The 25884-nt window shown below is 70.9% G+C and carries 21 protein-coding genes, 1 tRNA gene and 1 pseudogene; 12 read left to right on the top strand and 11 right to left on the bottom strand.

Features of this window, described 5'->3' with window-relative positions:
* The first annotated feature begins 33 nt into the window (after nt 1-33).
* The 5 genes from ACZ4N4_RS02665 (at nt 34) to ACZ4N4_RS02645 (ending at nt 5443) form a co-directional block, all read left to right on the top strand.
* On the top strand, nt 34-1632 hold the full coding sequence (locus tag ACZ4N4_RS02665) for an MFS transporter (protein WP_453575158.1): 1599 nt from the start codon (nt 34-36) through the stop codon (nt 1630-1632).
* 84 nt (nt 1633-1716) lie between these two features.
* Nucleotides 1717-2376 carry a TetR/AcrR family transcriptional regulator gene (locus ACZ4N4_RS02660; protein WP_467583579.1) on the top strand — a complete coding sequence of 220 codons (660 nt, stop codon included), beginning with the start codon at nt 1717-1719 and terminating at the stop codon, nt 2374-2376.
* A 201-nt stretch (nt 2377-2577) separates the two neighbouring features.
* Nucleotides 2578-3627 (top strand): endonuclease/exonuclease/phosphatase family protein, encoded by a 1050-nt coding sequence (locus tag ACZ4N4_RS02655; RefSeq protein WP_467583577.1) that lies wholly within the window; start codon nt 2578-2580, stop codon nt 3625-3627.
* Between the two features lie 157 nt (nt 3628-3784).
* The gene (locus tag ACZ4N4_RS02650; protein ID WP_453575153.1) at nt 3785-5005 is read left to right on the top strand and encodes an MFS transporter; all 1221 of its coding nucleotides are present in this window, start codon (nt 3785-3787) and stop codon (nt 5003-5005) included.
* A 273-nt stretch (nt 5006-5278) separates the two neighbouring features.
* Nucleotides 5279-5443, top strand: coding sequence for a DUF397 domain-containing protein (locus ACZ4N4_RS02645; RefSeq protein WP_467583574.1), 165 nt, complete (start codon nt 5279-5281; stop codon nt 5441-5443).
* 45 nt (nt 5444-5488) lie between these two features.
* Here ACZ4N4_RS02645 and ACZ4N4_RS02640 read toward each other — a convergent pair.
* Nucleotides 5489-5560: transfer RNA gene (locus tag ACZ4N4_RS02640), tRNA-Gln, on the bottom strand.
* 373 nt (nt 5561-5933) lie between these two features.
* On the opposite strand from ACZ4N4_RS02640, the gene ACZ4N4_RS02635 reads away from it, so the two are divergent.
* Together ACZ4N4_RS02635 and ACZ4N4_RS02630 are read left to right on the top strand one after the other, a co-directional pair.
* Nucleotides 5934-6383: a hypothetical protein gene (locus tag ACZ4N4_RS02635; protein ID WP_467583570.1), complete on the top strand. Its 450-nt coding sequence runs from the start codon at nt 5934-5936 to the stop codon at nt 6381-6383.
* Between the two features lie 133 nt (nt 6384-6516).
* Nucleotides 6517-8259, top strand: coding sequence for a S8 family serine peptidase (locus ACZ4N4_RS02630; protein ID WP_467583567.1), 1743 nt, complete (start codon nt 6517-6519; stop codon nt 8257-8259).
* 81 nt (nt 8260-8340) lie between these two features.
* Here ACZ4N4_RS02630 and ACZ4N4_RS02625 read toward each other — a convergent pair whose 3' ends face one another.
* From ACZ4N4_RS02625 to ACZ4N4_RS02615, 3 genes are all read right to left on the bottom strand, one after another.
* A complete protein-coding gene (locus tag ACZ4N4_RS02625) occupies nt 8341-10296 on the bottom strand; it encodes a S53 family peptidase (RefSeq protein ID WP_467583564.1) in 1956 nt (651 codons plus the stop codon).
* 285 nt (nt 10297-10581) lie between these two features.
* Nucleotides 10582-11208 (bottom strand): DUF305 domain-containing protein, encoded by a 627-nt coding sequence (locus ACZ4N4_RS02620; protein ID WP_467583560.1) that lies wholly within the window; start codon nt 11206-11208, stop codon nt 10582-10584.
* Nucleotides 11208-11870, bottom strand: a complete 663-nt coding sequence (locus ACZ4N4_RS02615; protein WP_467583557.1) for a DUF3105 domain-containing protein — start codon at nt 11868-11870, stop codon at nt 11208-11210. The genes ACZ4N4_RS02620 and ACZ4N4_RS02615 overlap by 1 nt, the downstream gene beginning before the upstream one ends.
* Before the next feature lie 499 nt (nt 11871-12369).
* Here ACZ4N4_RS02615 and ACZ4N4_RS02610 point away from each other — a divergent pair, with 499 nt between their 5' ends.
* Nucleotides 12370-13731 (top strand): glutamine synthetase family protein, encoded by a 1362-nt coding sequence (locus tag ACZ4N4_RS02610; protein WP_351692693.1) that lies wholly within the window; start codon nt 12370-12372, stop codon nt 13729-13731.
* A gap of 219 nt (nt 13732-13950) precedes the next feature.
* On the opposite strand, the gene ACZ4N4_RS02605 is transcribed toward ACZ4N4_RS02610, so the two are convergent.
* Nucleotides 13951-14328, bottom strand: coding sequence for a MerR family DNA-binding transcriptional regulator (locus tag ACZ4N4_RS02605; RefSeq protein WP_467583554.1), 378 nt, complete (start codon nt 14326-14328; stop codon nt 13951-13953).
* Between the two features lie 75 nt (nt 14329-14403).
* On the opposite strand from ACZ4N4_RS02605, the gene ACZ4N4_RS02600 reads away from it, so the two are divergent.
* The 3 genes and pseudogenes from ACZ4N4_RS02600 to ACZ4N4_RS02590 all read left to right on the top strand — a co-directional run bounded on the left by ACZ4N4_RS02600 (nt 14404) and on the right by ACZ4N4_RS02590 (nt 16933).
* A complete protein-coding gene (locus tag ACZ4N4_RS02600; RefSeq protein WP_467583551.1) occupies nt 14404-15132 on the top strand; it encodes an SDR family oxidoreductase in 729 nt (242 codons plus the stop codon).
* Between the two features lie 45 nt (nt 15133-15177).
* A pseudogene (locus ACZ4N4_RS02595) lies at nt 15178-15264 on the top strand (glutamine synthetase); the annotation flags it as partial.
* 235 nt (nt 15265-15499) lie between these two features.
* Nucleotides 15500-16933: a gluzincin family metallopeptidase gene (locus ACZ4N4_RS02590; RefSeq protein WP_467583549.1), complete on the top strand. Its 1434-nt coding sequence runs from the start codon at nt 15500-15502 to the stop codon at nt 16931-16933.
* Between the two features lie 21 nt (nt 16934-16954).
* On the opposite strand, the gene ACZ4N4_RS02585 is transcribed toward ACZ4N4_RS02590, so the two are convergent.
* The 5 genes from ACZ4N4_RS02585 to ACZ4N4_RS02565 all read right to left on the bottom strand — a co-directional run bounded on the left by ACZ4N4_RS02585 (nt 16955) and on the right by ACZ4N4_RS02565 (nt 21735).
* A complete protein-coding gene (locus ACZ4N4_RS02585; RefSeq protein WP_467583546.1) occupies nt 16955-17779 on the bottom strand; it encodes an HAD family hydrolase in 825 nt (274 codons plus the stop codon).
* Nucleotides 17780-17854: 75 nt separating this feature from the next.
* On the bottom strand, nt 17855-18877 hold the full coding sequence (locus tag ACZ4N4_RS02580) for a TolB family protein (RefSeq protein ID WP_467583543.1): 1023 nt from the start codon (nt 18875-18877) through the stop codon (nt 17855-17857).
* Nucleotides 18874-20142 (bottom strand): MFS transporter, encoded by a 1269-nt coding sequence (locus ACZ4N4_RS02575; RefSeq protein ID WP_467583540.1) that lies wholly within the window; start codon nt 20140-20142, stop codon nt 18874-18876. Before ACZ4N4_RS02575 ends, ACZ4N4_RS02580 begins: the two co-directional genes overlap by 4 nt.
* Before the next feature lies 1 nt (nt 20143).
* On the bottom strand, nt 20144-21016 hold the full coding sequence (locus ACZ4N4_RS02570; protein WP_360493729.1) for an alkaline phosphatase family protein: 873 nt from the start codon (nt 21014-21016) through the stop codon (nt 20144-20146).
* 188 nt (nt 21017-21204) lie between these two features.
* Entirely contained in the window at nt 21205-21735 is a 531-nt protein-coding gene (locus ACZ4N4_RS02565; protein WP_467583537.1) for a pyridoxamine 5'-phosphate oxidase family protein, read from the bottom strand.
* A gap of 146 nt (nt 21736-21881) precedes the next feature.
* On the opposite strand from ACZ4N4_RS02565, the gene ACZ4N4_RS02560 reads away from it, so the two are divergent.
* Nucleotides 21882-24896, top strand: coding sequence for a bifunctional [glutamine synthetase] adenylyltransferase/[glutamine synthetase]-adenylyl-L-tyrosine phosphorylase (locus ACZ4N4_RS02560; protein ID WP_453575125.1), 3015 nt, complete (start codon nt 21882-21884; stop codon nt 24894-24896).
* On the opposite strand, the gene ACZ4N4_RS02555 is transcribed toward ACZ4N4_RS02560, so the two are convergent.
* On the bottom strand, nt 24884-25867 hold the full coding sequence (locus ACZ4N4_RS02555) for a DMT family transporter (protein ID WP_467583535.1): 984 nt from the start codon (nt 25865-25867) through the stop codon (nt 24884-24886). The genes ACZ4N4_RS02560 and ACZ4N4_RS02555 overlap by 13 nt on opposite strands.
* Nucleotides 25868-25884 lie beyond the last annotated feature (17 nt).

Here is a 25884-nt window from a genome sequence, read left to right as displayed (position 1 = left end):
GTGCCGTATTGAAATGGCCCTAGGCTCCTCGTCATGACAACTCCTGCCGACCACGCTCCAACCGGCCCGCGCATACCCGAGGAGGTGCACCGGCGCCGCTGGGCGATCCTCGGCGTGCTCATGCTGAGCCTGCTGATCGTGGTGCTCGACAACTCGATCCTGAACGTCGCCATCAAGACCATCTCCACCCCGGCCCCGACCGGCCTGGGCGCCACCCAGAGCCAGCTGGAGTGGGCGATCAACGCCTACACCCTGGTCTTCGCGGGCCTGCTGTTCACCGCCGGCCTCATCGGCGACCGGCTCGGCCGCAAGAAGGTGCTGATCGGCGGCCTCGTCGTGTTCGGCGTCGGCTCCGCTCTGGCCGCCGAGTCCGGCTCCCCGGGCCAGCTGATCACCTACCGCGCCCTCATGGCCCTCGGCGCCGCCTTCGTGATGCCCGCCACCCTCGCCGTCCTGATGAACGTCTTCGAGCGTCAGGAACAGCCCAAGGCCATCGGCATCTGGGCCGGCGGCGTCGGCCTCGCCATCGCGATCGGCCCGATCACCGGCGGTGTGCTGCTCGACCACTTCTGGTGGGGCTCGGTCTTCCTCATCAACGTGCCGATCGTGATCGTCGCGCTCGCGCTGATGGTGTGGCTGGTGCCCGACTCGCGCGACCCGCGTCCGGGCCGCCTCGACCCCGTCGGCGTGGTGCTCTCCGTCGTCGGCCTGGTCCTGCTGGTCTACGGCATCATCAAGGGCGGCGAACTCGCCGACTTCACCGACGCCAAGGTGCTCGCGACCATCATCGCCGGTGCCGTGGTGCTTGCCGGCTTCGTCGTCTACGAGATGCGCAGCGACCACCCGTCCCTGGACGTCACCTACTTCAAGAACAAGGTCTTCTCGTCCGCCATGGCCGCCATCGCGCTGGTCTTCTTCGCGCTGATGGGCGTGACCTTCTTCTCCGTCTTCTACACCCAGAGCGTGCGCGGCTACTCGCCGCTGCAGTCCGGTCTGCTGCTGCTCCCGCTGGCCGTCGCCCAGCTGGTCTTCGCGCCGCGGGCCCGGCTGGTCGTGGACCGGATCGGCAACAAGGCCACCACCACCGCGGGCCTGGTGCTGATCGCGGCGATGCTGGGCATGTTCGCCACCTTCGAGGCCGACACCCCGATCTGGCTCCTGGAGGTCGTCTTCTTCCTGATGGGCACCGGCATGGCGCACATCATGACGCCGACCTCGGTCGTCATCATGCAGGCCCTGCCCCGGGAGAAGGCCGGCTCCGCCTCCGCGCTCAGCAACACCTTCCGTCAGGTCGGCGGCGCCCTCGGTATCGCCGTCCTCGGCTCGGTGCTGTCGACGTCGTACCGCAACGGCATCGAGGGCAAGCTCGGCGCGCTGCCGCCCGGGCTGCGCGGGACCGCCGGCGAGTCCATCGAGGCCACGCTGGGCGTCGCCCAGAAGCTCGGGGCGCAGGGCAAGGCCCTGGTCACGCCCGCCAACGACGCCTTCCTGCACGCCATGCACATGACCGCCCTGTGCGGTGTGGGCGTCGCGCTGCTCGGTGCCGTGGTCACCGCCCTCTTCCTGCCGGGCAAGCCGCCGGCCGGTCAGCAGGGCGAACGGGAGCAGGAGTTGGTCGCCGCCGCGGAGTGAGCGGGCACACGGTAGGGCGCGGATCCACGGGGGGAGGCTTGGGCTGCGGGAGAATTCCCGCAGCCAGTGAGAGGACGGTATGACGTGAGGCTTGCCGACAGTCGGCCGCGGTCCGTGGGTCCGGCCCGGGGCCGTCCCCGCAGCGAGGCGGTGGAGAGCGCCATCCTGGAAGGGGTGATGAAGCTCCTGGAGGACGGTGTCCCGCTCGCCGAACTGTCCATCGAGCGGATCGCCCGGACCGCCGGCGTCGGCAAGGCCACCATCTACCGCCGCTGGAACGGCAAGGAGGAACTCTTCGTCGACGTCATGCGCGCCGCCGAGCCCCCCGACCCCGAACTCCCCGGCACCTCCATGCGCGACGACCTCGTCGTGCTGCTCGAATCGCTGCGCCGGCGCGGGCTGATGAACCGTTCGTCGGCGATCCTGCACAACGTGTACGCCCAGATGAAGAGCAGCCCCCGCATCTGGAACGCCTATCACGTCAACGTCGTCAACCCGCGGCGCGAACTCGGCAAGGAAGTGCTGCGCCGCGGCCAGCGCAACGGCGAACTCCGCGCCGACATCGACGTCGACCTGGCCAACGACATGTTCACCGGCCCGATGCTGCTCAGGGCCATCCTGCGCCAGGACGCGGAGCTCCCCGAGGGCCTGGCCGAACACATCGTCGACTCGGTACTGGCCGGCCTACAGCCCGTCAGCTCACCCGAGCCGGAGCCGGTACCGAGGCCGGAGCCGCAGCCGTAAGGGTTGTTGTCGCCGTCGGTGGAATGTGCTCGTTTTGTCACAGTCCACCCCGACCGGGCGGTAACCGGAACCCCTTCGGCCGACTTGTTCGTCCTCGTCTTCCGTACGGCCGTCATGTGACGGCGGGATCGGAGCCGATCATCCCCTAGGGTCGTATCCCGGGGGACGACGGTGTGCACGGCAGGTTGTGAGGCAGGCGGTATGGCGCAGCAGGCGTACATGACGGAGACGGACAACGGCGGCTCGGGGCCCGAGCGTCGGGGAGACCGGTTCCGGCGCCTGGTGAACCGCCTGCTGGCCGGCTGGCGTGACGACCCGCGCATCTGGCGCCGGGGCCTCGTCCTCGCCGCCATCGCCCTGCTGCTGGCCGGCGTGATGCTGATGCACTCCCGTATCCCCAACACCATCGGCAACCTCGGCAGTCTCACCGAGACGTTCCTGCCCTGGCTGGGCCTGCTGATCCCGGTGCTGGTGCTGCTCGGCGTCCTGCGCAAGTCGGCGACCGCGCTCATCGCCGTCCTTCTCCCGGCGATCGTCTGGCTGAACCTGTTCGGCGGGCTGCTCACCGACAAGTCCGGTACCGGCGGCGACTTCACGGTCGCCACGCACAACGTGAACGCCGAGAACCCCGACCCGACCGGCACCGCCGACCGGCTCGCCACGTCCGGTGCCGACGTGGTGGCCCTGGAGGAGCTGAAGGCGTCGGCCGTACCGGCGTACGAGAAGGCGCTGGCGCCGACGTACAAGTACCACGCGGTCGAGGGCACCGTGGGGCTGTGGAGCAAGTACCGGCTGACCGGCGTGAAGGCCGTCGACATCAAACTCGGCTGGACGCGTGCGATGCGCGCCACGGTGGCCACGCCGGAGGGGGCCCTCGCGGTCTACGTCGCCCATCTCCCCTCGGTGCGGGTGAAGATGAACGCGGGGTTCACCGCCCGGCAGCGGGACACGAGCGCCGACGCGCTGGGCGAGGCCATCGCCGACGAGAGCCTGCCGCGGGTGATCCTCCTCGGTGACCTCAACGGCACGATGAACGACCGTTCCCTCAACGGCGTCACCTCGCAGATGCGCTCCACGCAGGGCGCGGCGGGCAGCGGGTTCGGGTTCAGCTGGCCGGCCGCGTTCCCGATGGCCCGGATCGACCAGATCATGGTCAAGGGCGTGGAACCGGAGAGCTCCTGGACCCTGCCGAGGACGGGCAGCGACCACCTCCCGGTCGCGGCACGTGTGAACCTGACCACATCGGATTAGCGGAAACTCCTGGTCAGACCCGCGCTCCCACTTTTGTAAGGACAATCGGACGCCGGACTGTAACCTGCCGGAATACTTCGCCTGGGATGCTTTGTTCCGCAACTGAACTTAAACACGTCAGTACGGAACCCCGCTCCCCGAAAGGCAAAGCCCTCCCATGCCCCTGGCCCTGCTCGCCCTGGCCGTCGGCGCTTTTGGTCTCGGCACCACCGAGTTCGTGATGATGGGCCTGCTGCCCGACGTCGCCGACGACCTGCACATATCGATCCCCACCGCCGGACACCTGGTCTCGGCGTACGCGCTCGGCGTCGTCATAGGCGCCCCGCTCCTTGCCGCGCTGACCGCGCGCATGCCCCGCCGCACGGTCCTGATCTCCCTGATGGCCCTGTTCGTGGCGGGTAACGCGCTGTCGGCCCTGGCCCCCACGTACGACTGGTTGCTCGCCGCCCGCTTCCTGAGCGGCCTGCCGCACGGCGCGTTCTTCGGTGTCGGCGCGGTGGTCGCCACCAACCTGGTGGCACCGGAGCGCAAGGCCCGCTCGGTCTCCCTGATGTTCATGGGCCTGACGGTCGCCAACATCGCGGGCGTCCCCGTCGCCACCCTCATGGGCCAGCACCTCGGCTGGCGGGCCACCTTCCTGGGCGTGAGCCTGATCGGCGTCGCCGCGATGGCCGCGGTCGCGCTGCTGATCCGAGGCGCCGACGCCCCGGCCCCGGTCTCCGGCCTGCGCGGGGAGCTGACCGCCCTGCGCTCCCTCCCGGTCTGGCTGGCCCTCGCCACGACCGTCGTCGGCTTCGGCGCCCTCTTCTCCGCGTACAGCTACATCACGCCGATGCTGACGGACTCCGCCGGGTACGCCGACTCCGACGTGACCCTGCTGCTGGCGCTCTTCGGCGTCGGCGCCACCGCCGGCAACCTGATCGGCGGCCGTCTCGCCGACCACGCGATGCGCGGCACGCTCTTCGGCGGCCTGGCCTCCATGGTCGCGGTGCTGTTCCTCTTCCCCGTCCTGATGCACGCGCAGTGGAGCGCGGCCCTGGCGGTGACGCTGCTCGGCGTGGCCGCCTTCATCACCGGCTCGCCCCTCCAGCTGATGGTCATGGAACGCGCCGCCGCGGGCCCCTCCCTCGCCTCCTCCGCCAACCAGGCGGCCTTCAACCTCGCGAACGCGGGCGGCGCCTGGCTCGGCGGCATCGCCCTGGCAGCGGGCTTCGGCGTCACGTCCCCGGCCCTGGCGGGCGCGGCCCTCGCGGTCCTGGGCCTGGGGGTGGCGAGCGTGGCGTTCGCGGTGGACCGGCGGCGTGCGCTGCCTGCGACGGCCCGGCAACGCGTCATCGCTTCGCACGTCCCCGAGCCCGCGGAGCCGGTGCACTCCTGACCGCCCGTGTCCCGGCCGGGCGCCGAGGTGCCCGGCCGGGACACGGCTGTGCTCCAGGCGGCCGGCCCCGACGGAAACGGGTCGGGCAACAGTCGCTCGCGGTACCGGGTACTACGGCCGCCGCTGCCGGATCCGGCCGTCAAGAGGCGGGAGCGGCGCTCACCTCGCCTTCGACGTCGACCAGATCCTCAAGGCCGCCCAGAAAAAGGCCGGCTGACCGCGTCCGTCCTCCCCCCCTCGACATGGTCAAGGCGGCGGCAGAGTATTACCGAAATGGCAAGCAACCGGATCGACTTGAGTGACGCTCGCTGGTCCAAGAGCAGCCACGGCCACGGTGACGGCGGGGAATGCGTCGAGGTCGCCGGCGGCTTCCCCGGCGCCGCCCTCTGGCGCAAGTCGAGCTACCGCAACGGCGACGGCGGCAATGCGTCGAAGTAGCCGACAACGTCCCCGGCCTCGTCCCCGCCGGAGACTCCATGTTTGCTGGGATACCAGGACTCGAACCTGAACTAACGGAACCAGAAACCGTCGGGCTGCCAATTACCCCATATCCCATTCGCCCCGAAGGCCGCGGAAGTTCGGCCGGCCGGGGCGTTGCCCAGGCTATTCACGCTCTCCGTGATGCCTGGTGAGGCGCGCCCGGAGTTGTCGATCGGAGTTCGGGGGGGCCTGGCGGCGAACAGCGTCCGGTAGGTGATCCGTGCTGCCTTCCTTCCGCGCGGTCGTCCGACACCTCCGGCCCATCCTGCCGTGTCCCCGGCCGGTTCGCCGGTCGCTGGATCCAATCGGGGGATTCCTCGCCCCGAGCGGTCCCCCGGATTGTGGGGGGAGCGATACCGTCCTAGCTTCAGTTCGTCGGATTTATTCCGAAAGGTCAACATCATCTCTTTTGTTGGCTTTCTGAACATCGAACGGAGCATTCATGTCGGTGATGACCGGTACCCCGCCCCTGCAGCAGTTCGGCCAGCAGATGGCCGGGCCCCAGCAGCCGCTCGCGCAGGTGGTCCAGCAGGCCATCCAGCAGGCCTGCCAGCAGGCGAGCCAGCAGATCGCGCAGCGCATGCAGCAGACGCTGCAGCAGATTCAGCAGGTCCAGCAGCAGCTGCAGCAGCAGGGCATCGCCCACCACGCCCACCCGTACCTGGCCGTCGCGCTGCATCACACCCTGCAGCAGGGCGTGCGCAGCGCTGTGGAGCAGTCCGTGCAGCAGGCGCTGCCGACCGCGATCCTGGCGCTGGTGCAACAGAGCCAGCAGAGCCAGCAGGGTCAGCAGGGCCAGCAGCAGTGGGGCGGCGGCTTCGGCCAGCAGTACCCGCAGCAGTACCAGCAGCCCGGCTCCGGCTTCGGCCCGATGGGTCAGCACTTCGGCATCGGCTGACACAAGGCAGTGCGCTGTGCGGTGTGCCCGGGACAGGTTCCCGGGCACACCGCACAGTCGCGGAAGGCGCGAGCCGCCCGTCATACGGATCAGAAGCGCAGGAACCGACGCAGGCATGGTTGAGGTGGATTTAATGGTCAAGGACAGGCCCGGAAGCAAGCCTCGGAGCAGCCGCCAGAGCGAATCCGAGGGCGCGGGGGTCGGCGGGCCGAGCCCCGAGGAAGCGGCGCCGCGCAAGAAGGGCGGCCGGTCACCGGTCGCGGTACAGCCGCGGCGGTCTCGCTACATGGTGACCCCGCTGCCGCAGCAGCTGCTGTCCATCGGAGTGCCCGAACTCGGCATCGAAGAGATGTACGACCAGCTGGAACGGATGCCCGAGGTCACGGTGGTCCGCAGACTCACCCTCGCGGACAAACTGCGGTCGGCGGGAGGGCAGGCCTCCTGCCCTGAAATCGTGGTCGTCGAGGCCGCCGAAGCCCAGGTACCGGCGATGCGGTCGCTGCATGCGCACGTCGAGCCGGATCTGCCGCTGTCCGCGGCCGTACCCGTTGCCATGCCCGCCGCGGGGATGCTGCCGTTGCGCGACCCGGGGCTGGTCATGCCGCTGGAGGAGCCCGTGGAGTTCTCGGTTCGCGTCTGCGGCCCGGACGGCGAACCGCTGGCCGGCGCGGGCGTGTTCCTGATCGGGGCGACATGGCCGAGCCAGGGCGTCACCGGCCCCGACGGGAGGGTCACCTTCGCCCTGGTGACGGAGACCGCGCAGTCCGTCCAGTCCCTGTACGTCCGGCCCGCGGGCGGTTACACGGACCGCTGGATCCACCGCCCCGACCTGTCGGTGGGCCATGACAACCTCGTCACCCTCACCCCGCTGTCCACGGTCTACCCGGAGCTGGAACAGCGGCAGAGTTACGGCTGGGGCCAGCAGGCCATGCGGCTGGACCGGCTGCCGCCCACTTTCCGCGCCTTCGGCATCAAGATCGCTGTCATCGGTACGGGCGTCAGCATCGACCACCCCGACCTGAAACAGGGGGTGCGCTCCGGCGCCGACCTCGTGCACCGCACGAAGGAGGGCTGGACCCACGACCCGGTCGGCACCGGCACTCACACGGCCGGTGTCATCGCCGGGGCGGACACCGGCAAGGGCATCATCGGCATCGCCGTCGACGCCGAGCTCGAGGTCTGCCAGGTGATGCCCGACGGCCACTTCAGCGACCTGATCGCCGCGCTGGACCACTGCATCGAGCGCGAGGTCGACATCGCCCACATCCAGGTGACGGCCCCGTACCCCTCGGCGCTGGTCTCCCGCAAACTCGCCGACGCCACCGCGGCGGGCATCGCCTGCATCGCGCCGGCAGGTGACAACGGCGGACCGGTCTCCTTCCCCGCCTCGCTGCCCACCGTCTTCGCCGTGGGCGCCCTGGGCGCCTTCGGTACCTGCCCGCCCGACACCTCCCACGCCGCCCACGTCGGGCCGCAGTTGAGCCCGGAAGGGCTCTTCGCCGCGCCGTTCAGCAGCCAGGGCCCCGGAGTGGACGCGGCCGCCCCCGGCGTCTCGGTCCTCTCCTGCTCCCGCGACGGCGGCTACACCGCTCTCGACGGCACCGGCACCGCATCCGCCCACATCGCGGGCCTGGCGGCGCTGGTGCTGGCCCACCATGAGGATTTCCACGGCCAGCTGCTGCCCCGCGGGCCTGGCCGCGTGCAGCACCTGTTCGAGATCATCGCCGCCAGCTGCCGCCCGCTGGCCGTACCGGGAACGCCGGACGCGACCCGTACCGGGTGCGGCCTGCCCGACGCCCTCACCGCTCTCGGCCTGCCCTCCGGCACCCAACTCGCCCCGTCCCTGTCTCCCTTCGCCTCCTCCATGGCCGGTTAGATTCGGCGTAACGCAAAGGGGCGTGAGGTCTCCGAGAAGACCCCACGCCCCTCCGCTCAGCCGCTCAGGCAGCGCAGCGGATCAGTGCTTGCGGTGCGCCTTGTACGACTCCACGTAGCCGGCCGCCGGGGTGCCGACGCCGGTCACGTCGTCGTAGCCCTTCACCGCGGACAGGGAGCTGTCCTTGCCGAGGCTGCGGACCGAGGTCAGCAGGCCGTCGGTGGCGTCGTAGCCGTTGGCGAAGTCGACGCGGGCGACCGCGAGGTCCTTGCCGGTCGGCTTGTCGGTGACGTCGTGGTAGGCCTTCGTGCCGTACTTGGAGTAGATCAGCGGGTTGGCGAAGCCGATCGCCTTGCCGCCGCGCGCCTCCTGGGCGAGGGCCTGGACCGCCGCGATGACCGGCGCGGCCAGCGACGTGCCGCCGATGCGGTACTCGCTGTACGCCTCGGTGCCGTCCGCCTGGGTCTGCGTCTGGCCGACCTTGAAACCGGTGTTGGGGTCGGCGATCGCCGAGATGTCCGGGACCACGCGGTTGCCGGAGGCGCTGTTGGCCTTCGCGAGGGAGTCCGGGACGACACCCTTCTGGTAGGACGGCTCGTTCACCGTCTTGCTGGTGCCGCCGCCCGCGCCCGAGGTGAACGGGCCGGGGAAGCCGGTCCAGCTCTTGCCGTCGGCCGACAGCGAGGCCTTCTCGGTGCCCCAGCCGGTCTCCCACAGGTACTTGTCGCCCTTGCCGACGGCCAGCGAGGTACCGCCGACCGCCGTCACCCAGGCGGAGTTGGCCGGGGTGTCGACCTGCTTCGTGTTGGTGTTGGCGACCTCGTCGCCGTTGTCACCGGAGGAGAAGTAGAAGCCGATGCCCTGGACCGCGCCCAGCTGGAAGACCTGGTCGTAGGCGGCCTGGATGTCCGGGGTCTCGTTGGCCTCGATGTCGCCCCAGGAGTTGGAGACGATGTCGGCCAGGTGGTTGTCGACGACCTTGCTGAGCGCGTCCAGCAGGTCGCTGTCCTGGCAGGAGGCGGCGCCCACGTAGGTGACGTCGGCGTCCGGCGCGACCGCGTGCACGGCCTCGACGTCGAGGGTCTCCTCGCCGTACCAGCCGGAGGCGTCGCACTCGTCGGCGCCGGTGTTCGTGTAGTTCGCGGGCAGCACCTGGTGCAGCTGGCTCGTCTTCCACGAGGAGTCGCCGTGCGCCTTGGCGTAGGTGCCGGCGTCGTAGGCGATGGTCGGCGAGGCGAACGCGTCGGTGATCGCGACGCGCACGTGCTTGCCGGTGTACTTGCCGGCGCCGTAGGCGGCCCGCAGCTGCTTGCCGGTGTAGCCCTCGACCGCGTACGGGATCTTGGTGCCGTACGCGTCCGGCAGCGTGGTCGCGGTCTTCGAGCCGTAGTACGACGAGAACGGCCCGGAGTTCTTGAACACGCCGGCCGGGGGCGGCAGCGTGTCGTCGTGGGTCGCCTTGTGCGGCGCGTTGTCCAGACCGGTGACGGTCAGGATCGAGCTGCTCACGGCCGCCGGCACCGACGCGGTCTTCTGCGGCGCGCGGTAGGTCTTCGAGCCCTTGGCGTAGTTGTGCAGCTGGGTGCCGAACGCCCGCTCGACGGCGGACACGTCGCCGGAGACGGCTATGTAGTGCTGGGTGACCTCGGTGACCTTCAGGCCGGACGCGGTCAGCCAGGACTTGACGGCCTTCACCTGGGCCGCGGTGGCGCCGAAGCGGGCCTGCGCCTGCTTGGCGCTGAGGTACTTGCCGTAGTACGGCGAGCTGGGGTCGGACACGGCCTTCGCGTAGGCCGCGAGGCCGCTGGCGTTCCGGCCGGCCAGGTAGACCCGGGCCTTGACCTGCGCGCTGTTGGAGGTCGCGCCCTTGTCCGCCTTGGCCGTGGCCCAGGTGGGCTTGGTGCCCTTCAGGGCGTCACGGGCCGGGCTGTCCGCGGCGTGCGCCGCGGGTATGCCGAGTGCGAGCGCGCCGGCGATCATCGGCAGTGTCGCTGCCATGCTCACGCTGGCCCGCACCTTGGCACGGTTCGATCTCATACTGCCCCCTGCTATGCGGTTCGACGCATGGAGTGGTCGGTCAGGCGTGATCATCAGGAGGCCAGCGGCGGAACGGCCCGTGAATGGATCACACGATGGGGGTCACTCTTGCGGTGAACTGTTCATGCCAGGGGAATGAAAAGGCCAAGGAAACCCCAAGTGAGCGTTGATTAGGGGCCTTTGACCGGATTTTGATGCCGTACCAAACGTTACGGATCGATTGCGATTGCTCGTAAGCCCTTGCGGTGCCGTTAAGTCGACAAATCCCCCACCTTGTACGTCAGTTCAGTCGCGCGGCTCGGCGCCCCGCTCCTTCAGCATCTGCGCCATCGCCGTCAACTCCGACTGCTGCGCGTCCACCATGCCCTGGGCGAGGCTCTTCTCCACTGCGACGGTGCACTTGGCCACACACCCCTCGGCCATGTGGATGCCGCCCTTGTGGTGGTCCGTCATCAGCTGCAGATAGAAGATCTCCGCCTGCTTGCCGTTCAGCGTCCCCAGCTTCTTCAGCTCGGTGTTGGTCGCCATGCCCGGCATCAGCGAACCGTCCTTGCCGGAGGCCATGTCGCCCATGCCCATCCAGGTCATCGGCGGATCGGCCGACACCTTCGGCAGCCCCCACAGGTCCAGCCAGCCCAGCAGCATGCCGCGCTGGTTGGCCTGCGTCTGCGCGATGTCGTAGGCGAGCCGCCGTACGTCGGCGTTCTTCGTGCGGTCGCGCACGATGTACGACATCTCGACGGCCTGCTGGTGATGGACCGCCATGTCCCGCGCGAACCCGGCGTCCGCCGAGTCGGCGCTCGGGACCGTACCGCCACCGCCGTCGCCGTCCTCGCCCGCGACCGCGTAGGTGATCGCGCCGGCCGCCACCAGTACCGCCACCGCGGAGCCCGCGATGAGTACCGACCGCATCACTGGCCCTTACCGCCCGTGCACGCGGCACCCGGCTCGGGCGTCTGCTTGCCCTGCACGAACTCCTCGAAGAACTTGCCCACGTTCGGGTCGTCGGCCCCGGTCACGGTGCGCTGGTGCGCCCACGCCGTCAGCATGATCGGGTCCTTCTGCTTGTCGTCCGGGCTCATCAGCGTGTACGGCGTCTGCTTCACCTTCGCCGCGAGCGCGTCGACGTCGGCCTTCTTCGCCTTGCTGTTGTACGTCACCCAGACCGCGCCGTGCTCCAGCGAGTGCACGGCGTTCATGTTGTCGAGCGCCGTGGTGTAGACGTCGCCGTTGCAGTTCTGCCAGACCGGGTTGTGGTTGCCGCCCACCGGAGGCTCGGTCGGGTAGTGCACGGTCGTCGTCACGTGCGTCCGGCCCAGCGTGCCCTTCCAGGTGTTCACCCCGTCCTTGCCGGTCACGAAGTGCCCCGAGGTCTTCGCGTCGGCCGCCGTGGAGTCGTCACCGGACTGGTTCTTCACCAGCACCACACCGCCGACCACGAGGCCGGCCACGACCACCACGCTCGCGGCGATCGTGAGGATCCGGTTGCGACGCTCGCGCGCCTGCTCCGCGCGCCGCATCTGCTCTATGCGCGCCTTGCGTTCGGCGTTGCTGCTCTTCTTCGCGGAACCCATGGGGTGTGTCCTTCTGGGGGGTAAGGGGTGTGAAAGGTGGGCCAGCTGATCGTAATCGGGAGAGGGGGTCAGCCGTAGGGAGGGCACAGGAAAGACCTGGAAACGCCGGTGGTTCGACAGGAAACCGATAACCGGGACGTGGGGGCGCGGGTGGGTGTGGCCGACGTGGCGTGGCGTGGCCGGCGTCGGGTGCGGGGTGCGGGGTGCGGGGTGTCGGGTTTCGTGTGTCCGGTGGGTTTGCATCTGATATTCATGTTCATGGGCTTGGTGTGACGTGCGTCGGAATCGAATCGGCCATTACGGATGTCGGTGCGAGCAGGCAAGATGGGCGCCAGGGCGGTACACCTGCCGTACGGGAGCCGTTCAGGCCGAGGACGCCGGGGCGATCATGGTCCGCAACGCGCATGAAATGCTGTTGTGGTGTGATGCTCAGGTGCCCGACCGCCTCCTGTGGGACCGGGAGCAGGCGGCCTGACCAGCAAGGATGGGGAAGCGCAAGATGGACAAGCAGCAGGAGTTCGTGCTCCGGACCTTGGAGGAGCGGGACATCCGGTTCGTACGCCTGTGGTTCACGGACGTGCTGGGCTTCCTCAAGTCCGTAGCCGTGGCCCCGGCCGAGCTGGAACAGGCCTTCGACGAGGGCATCGGCTTCGACGGCTCCGCGATCGAGGGCTTCGCCCGGGTCTACGAGTCCGACATGATCGCCAAGCCGGACCCGTCCACCTTCCAGGTCCTCCCGTGGCGCGCGGAGACCCCCGGCACGGCCCGCATGTTCTGCGACATTTTGATGCCGGACGGCTCCCCGTCCTTCGCGGACCCGCGCTACGTCCTCAAGCGGGCCCTGGCCCGCACCTCCGACCTGGGCTTCACCTTCTACACCCACCCGGAGATCGAGTTCTTCCTCCTGAAGGACCGCCCGCTGGACGGCTCCCGCCCGATCCCGGCCGACAACTCGGGCTACTTCGACCACACCCCCACCAACGTCGGCATGGACTTCCGCCGCCAGGCGATCACCATGCTGGAGTCGATGGGCATCTCGGTCGAGTTCTCCCACCACGAGGGCGCCCCGGGCCAGCAGGAGATCGACCTGCGGTACGCGGACGCGCTCTCCACGGCGGACAACATCATGACGTTCCGCCTGGTCATGAAGCAGGTGGCGCTGGAGCAGGGGGTGCACGCGACCTTCATGCCGAAGCCTTTCTCCGAGCACCCCGGCTCGGGTATGCACACCCACCTCTCCCTCTTCGAGGGCGACCGGAACGCGTTCTACGAGTCGGGCGCGGAATTCCAGCTCTCCAAGGTCGGCCGTTCCTTCATCGCGGGCCTGCTGAAGCACGCGGCGGAGATCTCGGCGGTCACCAACCAGTGGGTGAACTCCTACAAGCGCATCTGGGGCGGCTCCGAGCGCACCGCGGGCGCCGGCGGTGAGGCTCCCTCCTACATCTGCTGGGGCCACAACAACCGCAGCGCGCTGGTCCGGGTCCCGATGTACAAGCCCGGCAAGACGGGCTCGGCCCGTGTCGAGGTCCGCTCCATCGATTCCGGAGCCAACCCGTACCTGGCCTACGCCCTCCTGCTGGCGGCCGGCCTCAAGGGCATCGAGGAGGGCTACGAGCTCCCGCCGGGCGCCGAGGACGACGTCTGGGCCCTCTCCGACGCGGAGCGCCGCGCGATGGGCATCGAGCCCCTGCCGCAGAACCTCGGCGAGGCCCTCACCCTGATGGAACGCAGCGACCTGGTCGCCGAGACCCTCGGCGAGCACGTCTTCGACTTCTTCCTGCGCAACAAGCGCCAGGAGTGGTACGAGTACCGCTCCGAGGTCACCGCCTTCGAGCTGCGCAAGAACCTGCCGGTGCTGTAAGGCGCAGGTCAGGGCCGGTTACCGCCGAAACGATGCCGTGGGGGCCAACGGTCTCGGACCGTCCACCCCGCGGCCTCTCACAGCCTTGGGGCCGTCTCGGGCCAGTCCTAGCCCCGAGTCTTTGCATCGAGAGCGCTGTCACGCATCCTTGCCACACGTGCCAGGGAACGCCTGATACTCCAGCCGTGGATCGCTGGTGCGACGTCCGACCGACCGCGCCTACGGGTGCGTGTCCGTGATCGCGATGACCTCGTCGAGGCGGTCCAGGGCAGCCTGCAGGTCGTCGACCTTGGCCTGGATGCGGTCCCGCTCGGCGCGCAGCATGGCTCGTTGCTCGGCGTCGGTGTGCCCGGCGACCCAGCACGGAAGGAGTTCCTCGATCCTTCGGCTGGTCAGGCCGGCGGCGAACATCTGCTGGAAGAAACGGACCAGGGGGACGGCATCCTGCCGGTAGAGGCGCTGGCCGGATGGGCTGCGCTCCGCGATGAGCAGCCCCTGCTGCTCGTAGTAGCGCACGGCGCGTACCGAGACGCCGGCACCCCGCGCCACCTCGCCGATGCGGACCAGCCGCTCGGCCGCGGCCTCTGTGACGGTCATGGTGATTCCTCTCACCCCGGCCCTGAGGACCAGCACTTGCCTCTGACGTCAACGTCAGGTTTTAGCGTACCGGGCATGGACATCAACAACTCAGTCGCCCTTGTCACCGGAGCCAACCGCGGCCTGGGCCGCGCCTTCGCCCAGCGCCTGCTCGAACGGGGCGCCCGCAAGGTCTACGCGACGGCCCGCCGACCGGAGACCGTGGACCTGCCCGGGGTCGAGGCGCTGCCCCTCGACATCACCGATCCCGCATCCGTGAGGGCCGCAGCCGAGGCCGCCCCGGACGTCTCGCTGCTCATCAACAACGCGGGGATCCAGACGGGGACCGACCTGGTGACCGGTTCGCTGGACGCGGTACGGCACGAACTGGAGACCAACGTGTTCGGCCACCTGGGAATGATCCGGGAGTTCACGCCGGCGCTCGCCAGGAACGGCGGGGGCGCGATCGTCAACGTCCTCTCCGCCATGTCATGGTTCGGGGGCAAGGGCGCCAACGCCTACCACCTGGCCAAGGCCGCCGCCTGGGCCATGACCAACGGCGTCCGCCTGGAACTCGCCGAGCAGGGCACGCTCGTGACAGCGGTGCACCTCGGCCTGGCCGACACCGACATGGCCGCGGGCTGGCCCGTGGCCAAGATCGCGCCGTCGGACCTGGCCGACGCGGCGCTCGACGGTGTCGAGGCGGGCTCCGCCGAGGTCCTCGCCGACCAGTGGAGTCGGGACGTCAAGTCCCGGCTGCCGCTGACGCCGGAAGAATTCAACGACGCGATGGACCGCGCCCTGGCGGCGCTAACGGCGGCATGAGGGCCCTCGGGCCGCACTGACTTCGCCGGTCCGGGCCGGCGTCACTTCCTCCGCAACAAGCGCCAGGAGTGGGAGGAGTAGCGCTCCGAGGTCACCGCGTTCGAACTGCGGAAGAACCTGCCGGTGCTGTAAGGGCGGGTCGCCCCGGCGCTGTAAGGCGGGTCGCCGCCCTGGCCCGAGTCGATGCGACTGCCCCCGTGTGCGCTCGCGGCCACGGGGGCAGTCACCCGTTCGGCGGGTTCGGGCCGGGATGTTCGAATTGACAGCGGGTTGCCGGGGCCTCGTACTGAACACGAGGGACTTTTGGCCAGTTTCCCTGTGGGGGATTCCAGCAACCGTGATCCATTCCCGCCTTCAGGGAGGCACCGTGACGGTGCAGCAACAGCAATCCACGATCCCGACGATCCTGGTGTACGAGGAGGACCCCGGATCCTTCGGGCACGTCAACATGCCCGTGCCGCATGCCGTTCCCCAGCTCGACACCCAGCCCTTCCCCGCCGCCATCGCCGAGACCGCGCCGCAGCCGGACAGTGCGGGACCGGGCACCGAGGCGTTCCGCTACTGGGTGGCGGCCGACGCGCTCAGCAGCGCCTGCCAGACCTGGGGCCCGCTCGTGCCGACCGGCACGCACTGGTACCCGACGGTCGGCCGCGCCCTCACCGCCCACCTCGACGCCGGGAACGACCTCAACGCCTTCTACGACCGCAAGGGCCTGTGGTTCTTCCGCCGCACGGTGGCCGGGATCACCGTCGCCGCGTGCGAGAGCGGCGACGTCGTCAGGCACGAGGCCGGACACGCGGTCCTCGACGCGCTGCGCCCCCAGCTGTTCAGCGCGTCGAGCGCGGAGGCGGCCGCCCTGCACGAGGCGTTCGGCGACATCAGCGCGCTGGTGTCGGCACTTCGGCAGGAGTCGCTGCGCACCTCCGTCCTGGCCGAGACCCAGGGCGACCTCGAAGTCTCCTCGCGGGTGTCCCGGATGGCCGAGCAACTGGGCTGGGCCATCCGCCAGGGCCACCCGAGCGCGGTCGACCCCGACTGCCTGCGGAACATGTCGAACAGCTTCTTCTACCGCGACCCGGTGCTGCTGCCGCCGAGCGGCCCCGCGAACACGCTGTCCAGCGAGCCGCACTCGTTCTCCCGGGTGTTCAGCGGCGCCTTCCTGAAATGCGTCGCGGGGATCTTCCGGCAGCAGGACCTGCAGGACCAGGCCGGTCTGGGCCTCGCGGCCGAGATCGCCGGGCAGCTGCTGGTGGACGCCGTCGTCGCCGCGCCCGTCGTGTCCGCCTACTACGCGCAGGTCGCCGGCCACATGATCGCCGCCGACCAGCGCCGCAACGGCGGCCGCTACGGCCCGTTCCTGCGCTCGGCGTTCGTCCGGCACGGCATCCTCTCCCTGGAGGCCGCCACGTCGATCACCGAGTCGGAGGTGTCGCGCAGGGGCGTCGGCATGGCCGAGGCGACCCCAGGCGGCGGTGACGAGGAGGGGCTGATGCCCGTCACCGTCCAGGGGACCATGTACGGCCTGAACCAGCCGATCACCCTGTCCGCCCCGGCGGAGGGACGACGGTTCGGCATCGCGGCCTCCGACCCCGCCGGCGGCTCACTGCGGGCCGCCGACCCCGACCGGGTCGCCACGTCGTTCCTCGAGGACCTCTTCCGGCGCGGCCGCGTCGACGTCCCGGAGGAGCACCGCACCGCCTCGGCGTTCGTCGACAACAGCCCGTCGCGGATCAAGACCCACGAGATCGCCCGGAGCTCGACCGGCGAGGGCCTCGCCCTGGTCCGGCGCTGCTTCGACTGATCCACCGGGAGAGCTTCGGCGTCAGCTGAAGAAGCGCAGACGGCGGGCGGTCAGCCGCCCGTCGTCCTCGCGCCTGATGACATGCGTCGTACGCGTCGTCGGCTCCTCGCCCTCGAACACCGCCTCGCCGCGCGCCAGCAGGTCGTTGACGAACTTCTCGGCCGCGACCCGCTCGGCGTCCCCGTCCGGCTCCGCACCGCCGAGCACGTCCGGCTCCTCGCCGGCCGGCACGCCGTCACCGGTGGTGTCCACCGGCCCGCGCAGGTCTACCGTGAACCCCGCCCGCCGCAGCGCGTCGGTGCCCCGCGCGGTCACCATGGCGAGCGCGAGCCGCTCGGAGACGACCTCCACGACGACGGCCTCGGTCGCGTCCACGGCCGCAGCCAGCTCCGGGCCGTCCGGGCCGGCGGGCGACTCGATCCGGGCCCGGAGCACCGGACGGTCCTCCGTGGCGGCCCGGGTGAACACCGGGTGGGCCGCCGTACGCATCCCCGCATCCCGCGCGAACGCGCGCTCGCGGGCGTCCTCGCCCACGAAGACACAGTCGTCGGCCGTTCCACCGGCGCTCGCGACGGCCCGGTCGAAGAGGGCGCGGCTGTCCTTCGCGCCCCAGTGCACGAGGGTCACGTCGGTGAAGCGGCCCGGGAACGCCTCGTGCAGCGCGGCCGCCACCCGTTCGGCGTCACCCTCGTGGGTCCCGGGGTTGGAGATGATGCCCTTGCGCACCTCGCCGAGGTCGTCGAGCACGGCGAGGACACGCGGCAGGGGACGGAGCGTCAGGGAGCCGTCGGGGTTCAGTCGGGGTTCCGCCAGGGTCGCCCCGATGTCGAAGAAGATCACAGGCATGGGAAGTGCCTCCCCACGGCGGACGCGTTCGAGTCGCAACCGCCTGGGAGGGGACCCCACATTCACCCGGGGCGGCTACGGACCGACGTACGCCGGTGACACCGCCGAGACGCTGATCCGCCGCGGCTTTCCCGATCCGTCCGCCGGTACCTCGTACAGGTCCGCCCCATAGTCGCCCGGCAGCGCGTACACGACCGTACGGGCGTCCTTCCAGACCGCCTGGTCGTCCACGCTTCGTGTCTCCGCCAGCGGCGTTTCGCGCATCGTCCGCAGGTTCAGGACGTACAGGCGCCAGGGGGCGTCCTTGGGGAGGCCCTGCACGCGCTTCTTGTAGGCGATGCGCGTGCCGTCGGGGGAGAGGGACGGGCACTCGACGTTCGGGTGGAGCGTGGTCACCGTGCGGGTGCGGAGGTCGCCGCGCACGAGGTACGTGGTGCCCTTCGTCGCCAGCGTCGCGTAGAAGGTGTTGTCGTCCGAAGCGAAGGTCACACCCCAGAAGTTGACGTCCGCGGACTGGTAGGAACGGCCGTCCTTGACGATCCGGAACGCCTCCAGGGACGAGATCAGCGCGCCGGTGCGGGTGTCGACGATCGCCGTACGCGTGGAGAAGTTCGTGCCCGCGTACGAGTCGCCGCCCACGAACGCCGTCCAGGCCGCGTAGTGGCCGGTGGGGGAGACCCGGGCGCGGGACGGGATGCCCGGGACGTCGTAGTGGGCGCGCGTGCGCAGCTTCGCGTCCAGGATCAACGCGCGGTAGGTGTCCGAGACCGGGCCGTGGACGGCCCGGAGGCATACGCCCGTGCCTGAAGCGGCGTAGAAGCGCAGGCATTTCACGCCGGAAGCAGTGCGTGGGCCGGCCGGGTCGGTCGCCGGGGTCGTGGTCAGTTCGTCCCGGTGCGGGCCCCAGGCCATGTTGCGGAAGATCATGCGACCGGGGGTGGTCAGGGCGACCGTCCCCGCGGTGACCTTGGGGCCGCCCGCCTGGGTCTGGTCGCGGCGCTCCGCCCGCGCCGAGGCGTGCAGGACGGAGGCCAGGGCTATCGCCCCCAGCACGGCCAGGGCCGCGACGAGGATCAGGACGCGGGACCTCAGGGTCATACGGCAGCCTTCCGGAAGGGTCGGAGGGTCAGGGCGTACGCGGCGCACACCGCCAGGGCCACCGCCGACACGCTCAGCGCGGTACGGTCGCCCCACAGCGTCCAGGCCGCCCCGAACGTCAGTGAGCAGGCGAAACGTGCCCCCGCCTGGCCCGTCTGGACCAGCGCCAGGCCCGACGAGCGCAGCGCCTCCGGCACGCTGTCCGACGCGGCCGCCATCAGGACCCCGTCGGTCGCCGCGTAGAACGTGCCGTGCAGGGCGAGGACCACGTACGGCAGTGCCGTGCCGTGCCAGGACGTGAGCAGCGAGGCGTACGTCAGCAACAGGGCTCCGTGGCCCGCCAGGAACACCCGCCAGCGGCCCCAGCGGTCCGCCAGCCGGCCCAGGGGGACGGCCAGGAGGAGGAACGCGGCCGCCGTACCGAGGGGGAGCAGCGCGAACCAGCGGTCCGGGACGCCCAGGCGCCGTTGCAGCAGCAGGTACACGAACGAGTCGCTCACCGTGGCGAGGCCGAGGAGCAGGGCGCAGACGGTGATCCGGCGCAGGTCCCGATTCGACAGGAGACCCACGGCCGCGCGCAGCGTGGGGCGCGCCGCCGCGTCGGCCGTACGAGCGTGTTCACCCGGTACGAACAGCACCAGGATCAACACCCCGACCACCGCCACGCAGAAGCTCACCGTGAACACCGCGTCGTAGCCGTCCACCGTCGCCCGCAGGATCAGGAACGCCGCCAGGGGGCCGAGCAGGGCGCCCGCGGTGTCCATCGCCCGGTGTACGCCGAAGGCACGGCCCCGGGTCTCGGGGGTGCTGGAGAGGGAGATCAGGGCGTCGCGCGGAGCCGTGCGCAGGCCCTTGCCGGTGCGGTCCGCCGCGAGGACCAGGCCGATGGGGGTGAGGGTGTGGGCGATGAGCAGCAGGGGTTTGCAGAGGGCCGACAGGGCGTAGCCCGCGCCCGCCACCCACTTGTGCCGGCCGCCGCCGCGGTCGGCGAGGTGGCCGCCGACCAGGCGTACGACCGCCGAGAAGCCGTTGTAGACGCCGTCCAGGAGGCCGAAGCCCAGCGGCGACAGGCCCAGGCCCGCCACCAGGTACAGCGGGAGGACCGCTGTCACCATCTCGGAGGACACGTCCGTGATCAGGCTGACCGTGCCGAGGGCGAGGACGGTGGGAGCGACCGCGGTGCGGTACCGCCCGGCCGATGACGGCCGGGCGGTACCTTCCGCGGACGCCGCCGGAGTGCTCGCGCGGCTGTCCGCTACATACACGTCAGGACGCCCAGATCCCGGTGATGTCGTCGGCCGAGGCCGCGTTGCCCGCGTGCGCGCTCAGGCCCTGGCCGTCCTCCAGGGTGCGCAGCAGGTCGTAGTGGTTGTAGGTGGTGGAGGAGGTCGACCCCGCCTTGACCGGCTGTCCGTACAGGACCGTCGGGATGCGGTTGCCGGCCAGGCGGTTGTCCTCGTCCATGGTGACGACGAGGAGGCTGTTGTGGGTCTTGGCCCAGGTCGCGTACGCCCCGAGCTTGTTCTTCAGCCAGGTGTCACCGGTGGACACCGAGCAGTCGTGCATGTCGCTGCACAGGTTGGGGGTCACGAAGGAGAGCTGGGGCAGGGTGGTGTAGTCGGTGGGGAACTGGGTGAACGTCTTCGCGGTCGACGTCGGTACGTTGCTGAAGCCGAACCACGGGTTGTGCTTGCGCGCGTAGTCGCCGCTGCTGCACGTGGTCGAGCCCTGGCTGGGCAGGGTCTCGTTGTAGCTGGCCCAGGTGCGGCCGGCCGCGAGCTGTTCGGAGGCCAGGTTCGCCGCGGAGGAGAAGCCCGCGGTGTAGCAGCTGTCGTCGGTGATGCCCTGGGTGGCGCCGGAGAACAGGGCGAAGTAGTTGGGCTGGCTCGGGTGGGTCTCGGCGTACATCTGGGTCAGGTTGGCGCCGCCGGTCGCCAGCGAGTTGATGTAGGGGGCGCTGGAGGAGCCGATGACCTGGCTGTAGGCGTGGTTCTCGAAGACCACGACGATCACGTGGTCCGGGGTCGGTACGGCACTCGCGGCGTGCGCGGACGTGCCGCCGAGCCCGGTCCACAGGCCGATCGCGGCCGCGGTGAAGGCGGTGGCGGAGGCCACCGTCGTACGGGCGCGGCGCAGCATCGCCGAACGTGCGGAACTGCCGGACACATCAACCTCCGGTGCTGGGGGGAGACGGGGGTGGTGGCGGTGCGGACAGAGCATGCACACGCCAATAATCCCCCCGTCCCACCGCGCCCGGCCAGACGGATGAAGAGCGGGTGAACTGCTCCTGTCAGTGGGTCAGTCGGGCCCCCTTCTCCGAAGACTGCTCACTGGTCCGCCCGGTCCGCCCGGTCCTGCCAGGTCCACTTCGTCTGGCTGAACGGCTCGCCCTTGCCGAAGCCCAGGACCTTGCTGGGCCGCACCGCGAAGACCAGGGCCCGGCCGGGCCCGTGCTGGAAGTGGCCGTCGGCCACCTCGTAGTGCCAGGCGGGGCCGTACTTCGCCGCCCAGGCCGCCGCCAGCTCGCGCAGCCGGGCGTCGTCGGTGACCCGCGCCGCCGCGCCCTCGACGGTCAGGTCGTACCCCTGGGCCCAGCTGTTGGTGCCCGTGGTCAGGACGACCTGCGGGTTCCCGGCGAGGTTGTGCGCCTTGCGTTCGCCGGGGCCGGTGCTGAAGTGCAGGGCGCCGTCGTGCCACACCGCGAGCAGCGGAGTGACATGCGGCCGCCCGTCCGGCCGTACCGTGGTGAGCCAGAACAGCTCGGCGCCGGTGAGCAGCTTCTCCGCCTCGGACCAGTCGTGGGCCCGGGTGCCGGGGCTGCTGTAGCGGGCGTCCAGCACACCCTCGGGTTCGCGCATGATGCCTCCTTCGGTTCTCCTGCCGGTGCACACCCGGTACAGACCACGATCCCGCCGGAAACTCATCGGCGCCCGTGCCGGGGTCTGCGGTTAGGCTCTGGCGTGGACGACCTTGATCCGGTTCTCGATCCCTGGGGAGGCCGCGGATGACGCCGGGGCGCAGGAGCAGCACCTTCACGCGACTGCTGCGGCACGGCTTCACCGATGCCTCGGCGGCCGAGCGCCTGCTGGACAGCCCCGAGCTGGCGGCCGTACGCGACGACCCGGTCCTCCTTGAGGCACTCGGTGCCACCGCCGACCCGGATCTCGCCCTGCACGGGCTGGTACGGCTGCTGGAGGCCCAGCCCGGCCCCACCGCCCACCGCGAACTGCTCGACACCCTGATAGCGGCCAAGCCGCTGAGGGACCGCCTGCTGGGCGTCCTCGGCGCCTCCGCGGCCCTCGCCGACCACCTGGCCCGGCACCCGCGGGACTGGGAGGCCCTGGTCACCTACGAGCCCCGGGACCTGCACCCCGGCGTGGCGGAGTTCGAGCGCGGCCTGGCCGAGGCCGGCGACCCGGTCGGCCTCAGGGTCGCCTACCGGCGCTGCCTGCTGTCCATCGCCGCCCGGGACGTGTGCGGCACCACCGATGTCGCCGAGACCGCCGCCGAGCTCGCCGACCTCGCCACCGCCACCCTGCGCGCGGCCCTCGCCCTCGCCGAGCGCGCCGCGCCCGAGGACGCCGCCGCCTGCCGGCTCGCCGTGATCGCCATGGGCAAGTGCGGCGGCCACGAGCTGAACTACGTCTCCGACGTCGACGTCATCTTCGTCGGCGAGGCCGCCACCGGCGCCGACGAGGCCAAGGCCCTGCGCTCCGCCACCAAGCTCGCCTCGCACATGATGCGGATCTGCTCCGAGACCACGGTGGAGGGCTCGATCTGGCCGGTCGACGCCAACCTCCGGCCCGAGGGCCGCAACGGTCCGCTCGTCCGCACGCTGAGCAGCCACCTCGCCTACTACCAGCGCTGGGCCAAGACCTGGGAGTTCCAGGCCCTGCTCAAGGCCCGCCCGGTCGCCGGCGACCGCGAACTGGGGCAGGAGTACATCGACGCCCTCGAACCGCTGGTCTGGAAGGCCGCCGAGCGCGAGAACTTCGTCACCGACGTGCAGCAGATGCGCCGCCGGGTGGTGGAGAACATCCCCGTCGCCGAGGTCGACCGCGAGCTGAAGCTCGGTCCCGGCGGCCTGCGCGACGTCGAATTCGCCGTCCAGCTGCTCCAGTTGGTGCACGGACGGGCCGACGCCACCATCCGTTCCGGCACCACCCTCGTCGCCCTCCAGGCCCTCGCCGCCGGCGGCTACGTGGGCCGCGCCGACGCCACGCAACTCGACGACGCCTACCGCTTCCTGCGCTCCATGGAGCACCGCATCCAGCTCTACCGGCTGCGCCGCACCCACCTGGTCCCCGAGGACCAGGCCGACCTGCGCCGCCTCGGCCGTTCCCTGGGGCTGCGCACCGACCCGGTGACCGAGCTGATCCGCGAGTGGAAGCGGCACACGAGTGTCGTACGGCGCCTGCACGAGAAGCTCTTCTACCGCCCGCTGCTCGACGCGGTCGCCCAACTCGGCCCCAGTGAGGCCAGGTTGAGTCCGAAGGCGGCCCGGGAACGCCTGGAGGCGCTCGGCTACGCGGACCCGGCGGCCGCCCTGCGTCACCTGGAGGCCCTCGCCTCGGGCGTGACCCGCAAGGCCGCGATCCAGCGCACCCTGCTGCCCGTCCTGCTGGGCTGGTTCGCCGACTCCGCCGACCCGGACGCGGGCCTGCTGAACTTCCGCAAGGTCTCCGACGCCCTCGGCAAGACCCCCTGGTACCTACGGCTGTTGCGGGACGAGGGCGCCGCCGCCGAGAACCTCGCCCGGGTGCTGTCGGCCGGCCGGCTCGCCCCCGACCTGCTGATGCGCGCCCCCGAGGCGGTCGCCCTGCTCGGCGACGGCGACAGTGCCCGCGAAGGCGGCCGCTCCGGCGGCCTCGAACCCCGCGAACGCGCCCAGCTGGAAAGGGAGATCCTCGCCGCCGTCGGCCGCGCGTACAACGCCGAGGACGGCGTCCGGGCGGCGCGTGGCGTGCGCCGCCGCGAGCTGTTCCGTACGGCCGCGGCCGACATCGTCGACTCCTACGGCACCGAGACCAATCCCGCCGAGGCCGACCAGGGCGCCCTGGTGGACCGGGTCGGCGGCGCGGTCTCCGACCTCACGGCGGCGACCCTGGCCGGGACGCTGCGGGCGGTGGTCCGCGACGGCTGGGGCGACACCCTGCCGACCCGGTTCACGATCATCGGCATGGGCCGGTTCGGCGGCCACGAGCTGGGCTACGGCTCCGACGCGGACGTGGTGTTCGTGCACGAACCGCGGGACGGCGTGGCCGAGCGGGAGGCCGCCGACGCGGCGAACAAGGTCGTCTCCGAGATGCGGCGGCTGCTCCAGATCCCCAGCGCCGACCCGCCGTTGCTGATCGACGCCGACCTGCGGCCCGAGGGCAAGTCCGGGCCGCTGGTGCGCACGCTCAAGGCCTACGAGGCGTACTACCGCCGGTGGTCGCTGGTGTGGGAGTCACAGGCCCTGCTGCGGGCCGAACCGGTCGCCGGGGACGAGGAGCTGGGGCGCCGGTTCATCGAGCTGATCGATCCGCTGCGGTATCCGGCGGAGGGGCTCGGCGAGGACGCGGTCCGCGAGATCCGGCGGCTGAAGGCCCGCATGGAGTCCGAGCGGCTGCCGCGCGGGGCCGACCCCAAGCTGCACACCAAGCTCGGGCCGGGCGGGCTGTCCGACGTCGAGTGGACCGTGCAGCTGCTGCAGCTGCGGCACGGCTGGGCCGAGCCGGGGCTGCGGACCACCCGGACCCGGGAGGCGCTGGCCGCGGCGTGCGCGGCGGGGCTGCTGGGGACCGAGGAGGCCTCGATACTGGACGAGGCGTGGGTACTGGCCACCCGGGTGCGGAACGCGGTGATGCTGGTGCGGGGGCGGGCCGGCGACACGTTTCCCCCGGAGAGCCGGGAGTTGGCCGCGGTGGGCCGGTACCTGGGGTACGGGGACGGGCACGCGGGGGACATGCTGGACGCGTACCGGCGGACCGCGCGGCGGGCTCGGGTGGTTGTGGAGGAGCTTTTCTACGGGGCTTGAGGGGTTGTGCCGGGGGGAGTCCGGTCGTGTTTCGGGTGCGGCGCCGTCGGGGCCGGTCGCGCCCCGCGGCGGAGCCGCTGATGTATACGGCCCCGCTCCCCTTCGGGGCGCTCCAGCTGGTGGCGTGTCAAGGCCACCCCGGTCAACACGACCGCCATGCCTGTCACCACCCGCCGGCCGATGTGTTCGTCCAGGATCAGGGCGCCCAGGGCCACCGACACCACCGGTAGCAGGTAGCCGACCGTCGCCGCGCTGGTCGCGCCCTCGTCGGCTATCAGGCGGTAGTTGAGGTAGAAGGTGACGCCCGTCGCCAGGGCACCGAGGGCGGTGACCGCCAGCACGCCGGTCAGGTCCGTGTCCACCGGGCCCGCCCACGGCAGCCCCAGCGTGCTCCACGCCGTCGCCGTCAGGAGCTGCGCGGCCGAGACCGCCAACGGGGCGCCCCGGCCGGTGAGATGGCGGGCCATGTACGCGAACGCCGCCGCGTAGCTCGCCGCCGCCCCGAGCAGGGCGAGCGCGCCCCAGCTCAGCAGGCCCGAGCGCTGCCAGGGGGCGAAGATCAGGACCGTACCGGCGAAGCCCAGCAGGAGGCCGGTGAGGCGGGTGCGGGACAGGCCGCGGTCGGTGCCGACGGTGAGGCCGATGAGCAGGGACCACAGCGGAGTCGTGGCGTTCAGGACGCCCGCGATGCCCGAGTCGACCGACCGCTCGCCCAACGCGAACAGGGCGAAGGGGATGGCGTTGCAGAACAGGGCGGCCACCGCCAGGTGACCCCAGAGGGCGCGGGAGCGGGGGATGCGCCGGCCGGCTCTGCGGGCCAGCAGGGCCAGGACGGCGGCGCCCAGGGCGCAGCGGACGATCGTGATCTGGGCGGGGGACAGGCCGTGGTTCAGGGCGAGTTTGATCCAGAGGAATCCGGAACCCCAGAGCAGGGCCAGGGCGGCCGTCCGGACGGTCGAGGCGAGTGGCATGGCTCCACCGTGGCCGC

It is taken from the genome of Streptomyces sp. NPDC026538, assembly GCF_055567535.1.
This window is presented reverse-complemented; position numbering and strand designations above follow the sequence as displayed.

Bases quoted from the DNA above. Each gene is read 5' to 3' on its own strand.
- ACZ4N4_RS02560 (WP_453575125.1), top strand. From the start codon at position 21,882: ATGACGCCGGGGCGCAGGAGCAGCACCTTCACGCGACTGCTGCGGCAC.
- ACZ4N4_RS02650 (WP_453575153.1), top strand. From the start codon at position 3,785: ATGCCCCTGGCCCTGCTCGCCCTGGCCGTCGGCGCTTTTGGTCTCGGC.
- ACZ4N4_RS02655 (WP_467583577.1), top strand. From the start codon at position 2,578: ATGGCGCAGCAGGCGTACATGACGGAGACGGACAACGGCGGCTCGGGG.
- ACZ4N4_RS02665 (WP_453575158.1), top strand. From the start codon at position 34: ATGACAACTCCTGCCGACCACGCTCCAACCGGCCCGCGCATACCCGAG.
- ACZ4N4_RS02630 (WP_467583567.1), top strand. From the start codon at position 6,517: ATGGTCAAGGACAGGCCCGGAAGCAAGCCTCGGAGCAGCCGCCAGAGC.
- ACZ4N4_RS02565 (WP_467583537.1), bottom strand. From the start codon at position 21,735: ATGCGCGAACCCGAGGGTGTGCTGGACGCCCGCTACAGCAGCCCCGGC.
- ACZ4N4_RS02600 (WP_467583551.1), top strand. From the start codon at position 14,404: ATGGACATCAACAACTCAGTCGCCCTTGTCACCGGAGCCAACCGCGGC.
- ACZ4N4_RS02585 (WP_467583546.1), bottom strand. From the start codon at position 17,779: ATGCCTGTGATCTTCTTCGACATCGGGGCGACCCTGGCGGAACCCCGA.
- ACZ4N4_RS02580 (WP_467583543.1), bottom strand. From the start codon at position 18,877: ATGACCCTGAGGTCCCGCGTCCTGATCCTCGTCGCGGCCCTGGCCGTG.
- ACZ4N4_RS02610 (WP_351692693.1), top strand. From the start codon at position 12,370: ATGGACAAGCAGCAGGAGTTCGTGCTCCGGACCTTGGAGGAGCGGGAC.
- ACZ4N4_RS02625 (WP_467583564.1), bottom strand. From the start codon at position 10,296: ATGAGATCGAACCGTGCCAAGGTGCGGGCCAGCGTGAGCATGGCAGCG.
- ACZ4N4_RS02570 (WP_360493729.1), bottom strand. From the start codon at position 21,016: ATGCTGCGCCGCGCCCGTACGACGGTGGCCTCCGCCACCGCCTTCACC.
- ACZ4N4_RS02615 (WP_467583557.1), bottom strand. From the start codon at position 11,870: ATGGGTTCCGCGAAGAAGAGCAGCAACGCCGAACGCAAGGCGCGCATA.
- ACZ4N4_RS02555 (WP_467583535.1), bottom strand. From the start codon at position 25,867: ATGCCACTCGCCTCGACCGTCCGGACGGCCGCCCTGGCCCTGCTCTGG.
- ACZ4N4_RS02645 (WP_467583574.1), top strand. From the start codon at position 5,279: ATGGCAAGCAACCGGATCGACTTGAGTGACGCTCGCTGGTCCAAGAGC.
- ACZ4N4_RS02605 (WP_467583554.1), bottom strand. From the start codon at position 14,328: ATGACCGTCACAGAGGCCGCGGCCGAGCGGCTGGTCCGCATCGGCGAG.
- ACZ4N4_RS02620 (WP_467583560.1), bottom strand. From the start codon at position 11,208: ATGCGGTCGGTACTCATCGCGGGCTCCGCGGTGGCGGTACTGGTGGCG.